At 72.2% G+C, this 6,567-nt stretch carries 6 protein-coding genes; 5 read left to right on the top strand and 1 reads right to left on the bottom strand.

Annotated elements, in window-relative coordinates:
- Positions 1–364 precede the first annotated feature (364 nt).
- Both ACFXOZ_RS41680 and ACFXOZ_RS41685 read left to right on the top strand, forming a co-directional pair.
- Positions 365–2,116, top strand: a complete 1,752-nt coding sequence (locus ACFXOZ_RS41680) for a carbohydrate-binding module family 20 domain-containing protein (protein WP_380595265.1) — start codon at positions 365–367, stop codon at positions 2,114–2,116.
- A 114-nt stretch (positions 2,117–2,230) separates the two neighbouring features.
- Positions 2,231–2,452, top strand: coding sequence for a hypothetical protein (locus ACFXOZ_RS41685; RefSeq protein ID WP_375892623.1), 222 nt, complete (start codon positions 2,231–2,233; stop codon positions 2,450–2,452).
- Between the two features lie 66 nt (positions 2,453–2,518).
- Here the strand turns inward: ACFXOZ_RS41685 and ACFXOZ_RS41690 are convergent, their stop codons facing one another.
- A complete protein-coding gene (locus ACFXOZ_RS41690; protein WP_380403726.1) occupies positions 2,519–3,271 on the bottom strand; it encodes an SDR family oxidoreductase in 753 nt (250 codons plus the stop codon).
- Between the two features lie 461 nt (positions 3,272–3,732).
- Between ACFXOZ_RS41690 and ACFXOZ_RS41695 the strand changes: the two genes are divergently transcribed.
- The 3 genes from ACFXOZ_RS41695 to ACFXOZ_RS41705 all read left to right on the top strand — a co-directional run bounded on the left by ACFXOZ_RS41695 (position 3,733) and on the right by ACFXOZ_RS41705 (position 6,476).
- Positions 3,733–4,794, top strand: coding sequence for an alpha/beta hydrolase (locus ACFXOZ_RS41695; protein ID WP_375892620.1), 1,062 nt, complete (start codon positions 3,733–3,735; stop codon positions 4,792–4,794).
- A 169-nt stretch (positions 4,795–4,963) separates the two neighbouring features.
- Positions 4,964–5,755 (top strand): hemerythrin domain-containing protein, encoded by a 792-nt coding sequence (locus ACFXOZ_RS41700; protein WP_375892619.1) that lies wholly within the window; start codon positions 4,964–4,966, stop codon positions 5,753–5,755.
- Between the two features lie 295 nt (positions 5,756–6,050).
- Complete coding sequence (locus ACFXOZ_RS41705) at positions 6,051–6,476, top strand: hypothetical protein (protein ID WP_380522751.1); 426 nt, start codon at positions 6,051–6,053, stop codon at positions 6,474–6,476.
- Positions 6,477–6,567: the final 91 nt, after the last annotated feature.

The raw sequence follows: 6,567 nt of genomic DNA on the forward strand, positions 1-6,567 counted from the left end.
CGGGCCAGACGGTCACCGTGAAGTTCACCGGCACCGAGGACTCCTCGCTGCAGACCAGCTTCGTGATCGACGACACCTCCGTCCAGACCGGCTGAGGTCGCACCGGCTCCTGAGGGACCGGTGAACCAGGGCAGGTGAGGGGCCCGGCGGCTACGGCCGCCGGGCCCTTGTCGTGCTCCGGGGAACACTCCGGCCGTGCCTCGGCTGTGCTCCGCTCCGTGTCGATGCAGAAACGAATCTCCTGGGACCTTGACGGCCTGTTCCGGTCGCCCTAGGTTCAGCGCTGCAAGTTTCCGGCAAGTTACAGAAGCTTCTTGCAGACTTCACCCCGGCTGCCCCACCCCAGCCACCCCCAGGAGACAACGTGGTCACCACCCCCACCCGCGGGCCCGCCCGCACCCGCCGGCCCGCCCGCACGGCCGGCGCGCTCGCGGCCTCGGCGGCGCTCGCCCTCTCGCTCGGCACCGCCCTCGGCGCCCCCGCCGCGCAGGCCGCTCCGCCCGCGAACAACGGCAAGGACGTCACCGCCACCCTCTTCGAGTGGCGCTTCGACTCGGTCGCCCAGGCCTGCACCACCACCCTCGGCCCGAAGGGCTACGGCTTCGTCGAGGTGTCGCCGCCCCAGGAGCACATCCAGGGCCCGCAGTGGTGGACCTCGTACCAGCCGGTCAGCTACAAGATCGCCGGACGGCTCGGCGACCGCACGTCCTTCAAGAACATGGTGGACACCTGCCACGCGGCCGGGGTGAAGGTGATCGCCGACGCCGTCGTCAACCACATGACGGCCGGCTCCGGCACCGGCACCGGCGGCACCGCGTACACCAAGTACAACTACCCCGGCACGTACCAGGACCAGGACTTCCACACCTGCCGCCAGCCGATCACCAACTACCAGGACCGCGGCAACGTCCAGAACTGCGAGCTGGTCAACCTCGCCGACCTGGACACCGGCAGCGACTACGTCCGGAGCACCATCGCCCACTACCTGGACGACCTCGGCTCGCTCGGCGTCGACGGCTACCGGATCGACGCCGCCAAGCACATCGCCGCCACCGACCTCGCCGCCATCAAGGCCAAGACGGCCAACCCCAAGGCCTACTGGGTGCAGGAGGTCATCTACGGCGCCGGCGAGCCCGTCCAGCCCACCGAGTACACCGGCAACGGCGACGTCGACGAGTTCCGGGTCGGCACCGACCTCAAGCGCGTGTTCACCGCCGACAAGCTCGCAAGCCTCAGCACCTGGGGCGCCTCCTGGGGCTACCTGCCGAGCGACCAGGCGCGCAGCTTCGTCGACAACTGGGACACCGAGCGCAACGGCTCCACCCTCAACTACACCTACGGCAGCACCTACACCCTGGCCAACGTCTTCCTGCTGGCCTCGACCTACGGCTCGCCCAACGTCTACTCGGGCTACGGCTTCAGCGGCAACGACGACGGCCCGCCCAACGGCGGCACCGTCAACGCCTGCTACCAGGACGGCTGGAACTGCACCCACGCCTGGCGGCAGATCGCCAACATGGTCGGCTTCCGCAACGCCGTCGCCGGCACCGGGGTGACCAGCTGGTGGTCCAACGGCAACAACGCGATCGCCTTCGGCCGCGGCAACCGGGGCTACGTCGCGATCAACCACGAGAGCGGCGCGATCACCCAGACCTTCCAGACCGGACTGCCGGCCGGGACGTACTGCGACGTCCAGCACGGCGACCCGCAGCCCGGCGGGGGCTGCACCGGCCCGACCTACCAGGTGGGCGCCAACGGGCAGTTCACCGCGACGGTCGGCGCGGGCGACGCGGTGGCGCTGTACGTCCAGCCCGGCATGGCGGTGTCCGGCGCCTCCTTCAACGTCAACGCGACCACCTCGTACGGGCAGAACCTGTACGTGGTCGGTGACGCCGCGGCGCTCGGGGGCTGGGACCCGGCCAAGGCGCTGCCGCTGTCCTCGGCCGGGTACCCGGTCTGGTCGCTGGCGCTCTCGCTGCCGGCCGGCACCTCCTTCCAGTACAAGTACCTGCGCAAGGACGCGAGCGGGGCGGTGACCTGGGAGTCCGGGGCCAACCGGGCGGCGACCGTGCCGGGTTCGGGGAACGTCACCCTGAACGACACCTGGCGGCCGTAGCCCTCTGCCCGTACCTGGGACCCCCGTCAGCCCACGGCTGACGGGGGTCCCCCGTGTGAGTGGCGGCGCCGTCCCGGACCTCCCGGGCGGAGGCGGCGCTGGCACCATCACGGGATGAGAGCCACCCCCCTCGTCCTGGACCTCGAACTGTGCGGCGGCCGTTGGGACGGCCACCGCAAGCGGGTCCACGCCACCGCCCCGCCGCCCGCCCTGCGGATGGTGCTGCGCGCCGAACTGCCCGTCGTGGAGGACGGCGAGTACTGGCCGACCACCAGCGTCTACCGGCTGGAGCGGCGGGGCTGCGGGCTGCGGTACCGCCACTCGCACGACGAGTGAGCGCTCCGCCGCCGGGCGCTCCGGCGGGCGGGCGAGCTGGAGGACGGGCGCTCCGGCGGGCGGGCCTCAGCCCCGCCCGATGTACGGCATCGCCGTCGCCATCACGGTGGCGAACTGCACGTTGGCCTCCAGCGGCAGCGCCGCCATGTGCCGCACGGTGCGGGCCACGTCCGCCACGTCCATGGTCGGCTCGGGCGCGATCCGGCCGTCCGCCTGCCGCACCCCGGCGCTCATCGCGGCCGTCATGTCGGTCGCCGCGTTGCCGATGTCGATCTGGCCGCAGGCGATCCGGTACGGGCGGCCGTCCAGCGAGAGCGACTTGGTCAGGCCGGTGACCGCGTGCTTGGTCGCGGTGTAGGCGATCGACTGCGGGCGCGGGACGTGCGCGGAGATCGAGCCGTTGTTGATGATCCGGCCGCCCTGCGGGGACTGCGCCCGCATCTGCCGGAAGGCGGCCCGGGCGCAGAGGAAGGCGCCGGTCAGGTTGAGGTCGACCACCGCCCGCCAGTCCTCGACCGCCAGCTCGTCCACCGGGACGGCCGGGCCGAAGGTCCCCGCGTTGTTGAAGAGCAGGTCCACCCGGCCGTGGTGTCCGACGGCCGTCGCGAACAGCGCGTCCACCGCGGCCGGGTCGGTGACGTCGGTCGGCACCACGTCGGCGGGCAGCACGCCCCGGGGGAAGGCCGCGGCCGTCGCGTGCAGCTGCTCGGCCCGGCGCCCGGCCAGCACCAGCCGCCAGCCGGCCGCGGCCAGCTCCACCGCGACGGCCCGGCCGACCCCGCTCCCGGCTCCGGTGACGACGGCGATCTGCTCCAGCATGGCGCTCTCCTCGGTGGCTCGACGGCTCGACGGCTCGACGGCTCGGTGGCTCGGTGGCTCGGTACCGGTACGGTCACACTCTTCCCGGATCCGGTCGAAGAGGGTGCCGGAGCGATCGTTCCGGATGTGCGGGCCACCGTCACTGGGCAAAGCGTCCAAAACCCGGACGGCCGGACGGGCCGGTGCCCGTGCTCCCCGCCGGGCGGCCCCCGCCGTCCGGCGGGCGCGGTGAAGACCTTTACCTGATCGCGAACAAACATTGGATTTCCGGTGGCCACCTCGCAACCGGCCCGCCCCGGGCCACGTCATAAGATCGCAGGGAGGTGCCCTTCCGCGACGGACGGCGCACCACCGCTCCGGGGACCGCACAGCGCCCGCGCCCCCGGGCCTGTCCGGCCCCACCGGGGGGCCGCCGCCCGGTCAGACGGACCGGGCGCGACATCGGTCGGAGAGTCCTCACCGTGCTTAGGCAGTCGTCCCGTTCCCGTGCCGTCCTGACCGGCGCCGCCGTGCTCACCCTGGCCGCCTCGCTCGCGGCCTGCGGAGGGTCCGACGGCGGGAAGGGGAACGGTTCCTCGGCCGACGGCACCCCGGCGGCGACCACCGGCACGGGCGGTGCGAGCGCCACGGGCAGCGCCGTCCCCGGGACGCCCACCGCCGACCAGCCCACCCCGGGCAACGGGAAGGTGCTGATGCCGACCGGCCCGGCCGCCAGCCTCAACAAGGTCCGGGACACCGGCGCCGGCCCGATCATGATGACCAAGGTGACCGGCGCGAAGTCCGGCGTCACCGGCCAGGTCTGGGTCTGGCTGCCGCCCGAGTACAACGACCCCAAGTTCGCCAAGACCGGCTTCCCGGTGCTGACCCTCTACGCGGGCGGCCAGAGCAACGGCTACAACACCTGGACCGACAACCAGCTGCCGATCCAGGAGGCGGACGAGCAGCTGGCCAAGCAGGGCAAGGCCCACCCGTTCATCATGATCATGCCGGTGCAGAACTTCAACAGCGACGAGAAGAACGCGCTGGACTGCTCCGACATCCCGGGCCAGCCGAAGATGGGCACCTGGATGGCCGAGGACATCCCGGCCTGGGTCCGCGCCAACTTCCGCACCTTGAAGGGGCGCGACAGCTGGGGCGTGATGGGCGCCTCCACCGGCGGCTTCTGCAGCGCCAAGATGGCCCTCCAGTACCCGGACGTCTACAAGGCCGCCGTGCCGATCGACGGCTACTTCGTCCCGGACTCCGGGCTGTGGAAGGGCCACGACGCCGAGAAGGCGGCCAACAACCCCAACCTGCTCATCACCCAGGGCAAGGCCGACGTGAAGATGTACGTCACCGCCGGCGGGGCCAACGGCTACGAGAAGGACCTGGTCAAGAGCTGGGTGGCCAAGGCCGTCGCCCCGGTGACCATCCAGTACTACGAGCAGCCCGGCGGCAAGCACCTGACCTCGGACTTCAAGAAGATGATCCCGGACACCCTGCAGTGGCTCAGCGCCAACCTGGAGGGCCCGGCCTCGGAGTGATCCGGGCCCCGGGAGGGGGCGGCCGCAGCAGCCGCCCCCGCCCCCGCGCAGGCCCGTGACCTGCGCGTCAATCGGACATTGATTCGCTTCTGATCGACTGCGAGCACCTTGGATGGGGCGGTCCTCACCGGCCGCCTCCTCCGTCCTCACCAGCCGTGAAGAGAGTGCCATGCCGATCCACCTGCTGCCCCCGCCCGCCGTCTCCGTCCCCGCCCAGGCGGTGCCCGGAGTCGACCCCCGGGACGCGTACGGGCCGGCCACGGACGAGGAGCCGGTCACCGTCCGGTTCGCCGGCCTGCGGCTGGTGCACGCGGCCCTGCGCCGCGACCTCGCGCGGCTGCCCAACGCGCTGCGGCTGCTCCAGCCCGAGGAGGAGGACAAGGGCGAGGCCGTGCTGCGGCACTGGACCTTCATGACCGCCATGCTGACCTGCCACCACGAGCAGCAGGACACCCGGATCTGGCCGATCGTGCGGCGCTTCGCGCCCGAGCTGCGCCTGCTGCTGAACTGGCTGGAGGCCGACCACCACAACCTGGACCACTCCTTCACCCGGGTCACCACGCTGGTCCGGATCGCCAGCCGGGACACCGGCAGCGCCTGGCCGGTCGCCTACGCGATGGAGGACCTGGCCGCCCGGCTGGAGACCCACCTGCGGATCGAGGAGCGGCAGCTGCTGCCCCGGATGGAGCGGGTGGTGGCCGACAGCTCCCGGCTCGGCGGCCTGGCCGAACTGCTCGACCTGCTGCGCGGGGCCGACGGCCCGGGCACGGCGGACGCGCTGGCCTGGCTGCTGGACGGGGTCGACCCGGTGCTGGTCGAGCGGCTGCTGGCCGAGTGCGACGACGACGTGGCCCGCAACTGGCCGCACTGGCAGGCGACCTACCAGCGCTGCACCGCGCCGCTGTGGGGGGCGGCGGGCGAGGGCGTGGCCGGCGGCGGCCTGGGGAGCCTGGTCGACTGAGCGCCGGCCCTTTCGCGGGCCGTTGATCTACGCGCGTGGCACGTGCCGGAGACATATGCCCGGCGCGCGGCCGACTCGCGTCGGAGCCGTTGTCGAGCCCTTGCCGAGCCGCTGCCGAGCCGCTGCCGAGCTACTGCCCGATGCTCGGCCGACGTCCTCAACTCCCTTGTCCCCCTAGGGGATTCGACCCATCCGCCTCGGGGTCGAGGCGGTCCCCGCCCCGGGGTTGCGACCGGGGGAGGCGTACCGCCGGCGGTCGATGGCGACCGGCCCGGCACCCCCTACCGTCGGAGCCATGACCTCAGCCCGCAGCACACCCACCGCACCCCGTACCCGCGGCCGTGTTCCTACCCGCGCCCATGGCCGCCTGCTGCCCGCCGTCCGTCGCCCGGCCCTGCTCGTCTCGGCCGCCGTCCTGACCCTGGGCGCCGGACTGACCGCCTGCGAGGGCGGCGTCGCCCTCTGCCTCGACGACAACAGCTGCACCCTGTCCGTCCGGACCGACGGCGCCGACGCCTCCAAGACCGTCAAGGTCTTCGGCGGTGACCACCCGTTGGACATGACCGTCGGCCGCATCACCGACAAGAACGCCGAAGTGACGATCGGCGGCGACAAGAAGACCGTCGACAAGGACAGCGAGTCGACCGTGGGCGGGGTCAAGGTGACCCTGCGCAAGGCGGACAAGGGCGACCACTACGCCGAACTCCACGTCAACCGCTGACAGTGAGGATGTTCATGAGCGGTTCCCGGGCAGGTCTGACTCAACCTCTGACTGACCTCGGGTCCTCAACCGGATCTGTCGGCCTCGTCCG

This window comes from Kitasatospora sp. NPDC059160 (assembly GCF_042755465.1).
GTDB lineage: Bacteria > Actinomycetota > Actinomycetes > Streptomycetales > Streptomycetaceae > Kitasatospora.

Bases quoted from the DNA above. Each gene is read 5' to 3' on its own strand.
- ACFXOZ_RS41685 (WP_375892623.1), top strand. From the start codon at position 2,231: ATGAGAGCCACCCCCCTCGTCCTGGACCTCGAACTGTGCGGCGGCCGT.
- ACFXOZ_RS41690 (WP_380403726.1), bottom strand. From the start codon at position 3,271: ATGCTGGAGCAGATCGCCGTCGTCACCGGAGCCGGGAGCGGGGTCGGC.
- ACFXOZ_RS41700 (WP_375892619.1), top strand. From the start codon at position 4,964: ATGCCGATCCACCTGCTGCCCCCGCCCGCCGTCTCCGTCCCCGCCCAG.
- ACFXOZ_RS41705 (WP_380522751.1), top strand. From the start codon at position 6,051: ATGACCTCAGCCCGCAGCACACCCACCGCACCCCGTACCCGCGGCCGT.